The sequence below is a fragment of the Rubripirellula tenax genome, assembly GCF_007860125.1.
In the GTDB taxonomy this organism is placed as follows: Bacteria; Planctomycetota; Planctomycetia; order Pirellulales; family Pirellulaceae; genus Rubripirellula; species Rubripirellula tenax.
Genome location: NZ_SJPW01000027.1, coordinates 1 through 3,789 on the forward strand (window position 1 = coordinate 1; position 3,789 = coordinate 3,789).

The following is a 3,789-nucleotide window of genomic DNA, read 5'->3' on the forward strand; positions in this document are numbered from 1 at the left end:
GGTGTCCGCCCGAGTTCACGGTGACGGCCGAGCCGATCGATCCGGTGCCGCCCAGGGTGGCACTTGAGTCCACGGTGTAGACGCCGCCACCGGTGTGCGTGCCGTCGATTCGCAGGGTGCCACCGGCCACGGTGGTTGTGCCGGTGTGGGTCAGGTTGCCGCCGAGCGTTTGCAAGCTCTGACCGGACTTGACCAGGCTGACGTAACCGTCGATGGACCCGCTGTAATTACCAGCACCGCTTTCACCGGCAATGTTGAGTGTGCTACCGGCCCCAGCGGTCGTGTTGCTAGATGTGATTTGACCAGTGCCCATGAGCGTGCCGATCGTTCCACTTGTGATATTTTCGCCGGTCCGGCCGTTCAAGTCCAACGTCCCATCGTTGTGGATCACTCCGGTGGGTGTATTGAGCATGTTGCCGATTGCCTTGATAGATGTGCCCGCCATCAAGGTCAGATCGCGATTGACCACTCCGTTTCTCGCCACCACACCACCTTCCGCAACAATCAAATCGCCATCCAGCGTGCTGGACTTTTCCATCGATAGCGTGCCCGGTCCAAGCTTGGTCAGATTGCCCGCACCTTGGATACTGCCGACAAGCATCTGATTGCCAGCGACCCCAACACCGATCGATGCGTCACCGTCGAGGACGATCGTGGATTCATCACTGCCATTTGAGCTGCCGAATCGCGTGCCACTGCCGGCCTGGCCGTCAGTGTACAACGCGCCTTTGCCGTCAACGCCGTCGCCGGTGATGGTCAGCATCTCGTTGCTGATACGAACACCGGGGTTCAATTCGAGCGTGGCTCCGTCAAAAACGATCGATCCGTTCGACGCCAGCGTTCCAACGGCCAAAGAACCGTTGTTGCCCATGGCCTGCGAATCTTTCGCCGTCATCCGTGTTCCACTTAGCACCAACGTGAAACCGTCGTAGTGATTGCCGTCACCTCGATTGATCGTACCGGCACTCGAGAATCCGCCAACGTCGTCGCCGTTGGTTCCCAGCACTGTGATCTGACCCGTCAAATTGTTGACGGTCACTCCATCGGCCGGCAAGCTCGTGTCATCGACATCACCGGGGTTCTTACGCCATTCGTTGAACCGTTGCCCCACTCGCACGTACGCATCCGCCGGCAGCAGGCCCGGATCGATGTTACTGGTCAACGTCACGACATTGTTGGTGCCATTGATGTAGGCAATGTCCTTAGTCCGACCGACCTGAGGAACATTGCCCACCAACTCCAATTCAACATTGGTGTCATTGACGTAGTCGCGGCGATAAAACAGCAGCGGCCCGTTGGTTGTGTCGCCTCGCGAATTGGTGATCACGGTTCCCTGGCCCGGTTCGAATCCAACCTCGCTGCCAAAAGCCGACGCGTTGTCGACGGTGACAACACCCCGAGCAGCGATCAACGAGAACGCTTCTCGCATGTTGGTCACGACGACGTTTTCGAGGACGAGCCCCTCGGACCACGGAAGCGAATCGCCGTCGCCGTAATAGCGTATGCCGTCCTCGCTGCCCGAGATCAGGATGTCGGCGTGCATCTGGCTGCCCCAGGCCGTGAAGCCGTATTCTTGGTACACCGGGTGATTGATGACATCGTTACTGCTGAACATCTGACCGGTAACGGTTGTGTTCCGGATCTCGATGTCGTCGTAACCTTGAACGAAGACACCATGTCCGAAAGTAAACATGTCCAAGTCCAGTCCGTCGATCTTGGCATTCGATCCCCATCCGTTCAGTAGCACACCCGATGTCTTGTTGTGGCCGATGTAGGCGCATCCGCCATCACCCGCTGGCAAGTCGCGGCAAGAGGGTGGCGCGCCTTTGCCGAAGGCGTCGCCGTAGCCGTACGGGTTCGATCCCGCGGTGATGATGTGGGCGTTGTTGAGTTCAACGTTGCTGCCGGTGATATTGAAATAGGTTGCCGACCTGTTGGGGTACCGCCGAGCACCAGGGTCCGTGTCCAAGTCGACGTCTTGCCCGTACAATTTCAGCCCATTAACAATCACGTTGTCACCGCTAATCCGCATGACATCGAAGCTAGCGGTGGCCCCCGATTCGTCGCGATAGCCGGCAATGTTGCGCGTGTCGATCCGGAATTCGGCTTGCCCGAGATTGAACGTGCTGTTGGCCCCGCTAAAGTTCAAGTACGTGGCGTCTGGCCGATCACCATCGATCCAGTATACACCGGGGGCCATCGTGACCGTCACGTTTGAAAGGCCCGCAAAGACTCGCAATTCGGCCAGGCTGCTGACCGTGCCGTCGTTGGGCAGTAGGATCGTAAACGAGTCGCTGGTGACGCTTCCAAAACCGTCATTCACAGCAAACGAAAAACTATCCACGATTGACGAGCCATTGTGATCGTAGGACACAAGGTTGTTGTCGATGTCGGCCTGTGTAAACGTGTCATAGATACCAAGTGCTGTCCCGCCGCGAAGCAGTGTCCCACTTCCAGGCAGGCTAGTCACCGTGTACGTCAACTCCGCCGCGGACTGTTCGGCGTCGGTCGACTGCAGGTCTGCCGACGTGATGACGGTCGTGGCGTTTTCGCTGGCGGCCAGCGTGTTGTTGGTCGCCAATACTTCTTCGGTGTTCGGCGACGTGGTGTTCGTGTACAGATCCAACACATCGACTGCGGTCAGTTCGGTGTCGTAGATGCGAACATCATCCAACCGACCGTCATAGCCTTCCGAGCCATTCGTGTTTGCGCCGAATGTAAAGGCGGTGATGCCGGCCATCGCCTTGGTTTTGCCGGTAGCCGACGCCCATGATTGGCCATCAAGGTAGATGGTCATCGTGCCGGTGGTCGCGTTCTTGGTAAACGCCCAATGATGCCACGAGTCTTTATACACCAGGGGATCGGCGACCTTATTGATCCGGTCGTACCCCGCATCGTTCCCGGCGTCCCAGTAGACTGCGCCGTTGCTAAACGGAAGGTGGACATTGAAGGCTCTACCTCCCGACGAATTGACTCCGTAAAGAATGCTGTCGTTGGTCGGTTGCGTGTCTCCCCCATAGGCCCAAAACGCGAACGTCACTTCTTGGCCGATCGTATCAAACGTAGAGACCGGTACAGAGATATTGCCATCGACATTGAATTCGATAGCTCCATCAAGTTGGCCATCCCCCCACGCACCACCGGTGACCGTGCCATGATTGCCATTCCCTGTGGCATCCGTCGCCACCACGCCGGACGTTTCATCAAGCGGATACCAAGCCACCGCCGTCATTACCACACGTGCCTCGAGAGTCTCGAACAAACGCAGGCGACGCCGTTCGTCTGAAGTGCGGCGCTGACGAGACTTGGATCGACGCGACCACAGATCGGAAGCAAAGTGATGGAGACGGGACATTGGCTTTCCGGGTTAATCCTGGCTTAGAGAGATTTCGAACTGCAACGAGCTAGAAGCGAATCGGACTTGACCGTAAAGAGCTTCGACTACCCCACTAGCAACGGGTCATTATTCTCGACGCCAGTTACTGAGCGCCAGATCAACGAGGCGGTCTTGTTGCAGTGGACGATCGGAAACCCAATCCAATTCATCGTCGCGGTCCGATAGCGAGTCCTGTTGTGCAATGGCGATCACTTCAGCTTCTTGGCCCGACGAGCGTCCCAGCTTGTTGATGATTCGCAGGCTGTCCAGGGCCGTGACTTGGCCGTCACCGCTGACGTCATAGAAGAACGCCGACGACTGGCGTTCTGAGAAACCCCACAGTTCGGACGACGCAGCGGTTTGTCCGAGGAAGTTGATTCCGATCAAGGCGTCCAACGCCGTGACCTGTCCAT

General features: G+C 57.6%; 2 protein-coding genes. Both read right to left on the bottom strand.

From position 1 onward, the window contains the following. Window positions 1-3,355, bottom strand: a 3,355-nt coding sequence (locus Poly51_RS30075; protein ID WP_146462651.1) for a cadherin-like domain-containing protein, incomplete at its 3' end; no start/stop codon positions are given. 108 nt (window positions 3,356-3,463) lie between these two features. Next, on the bottom strand, window positions 3,464-3,789 hold a 326-nt coding region (locus Poly51_RS30080; protein ID WP_246114868.1), incomplete at its 5' end, for a dockerin type I domain-containing protein.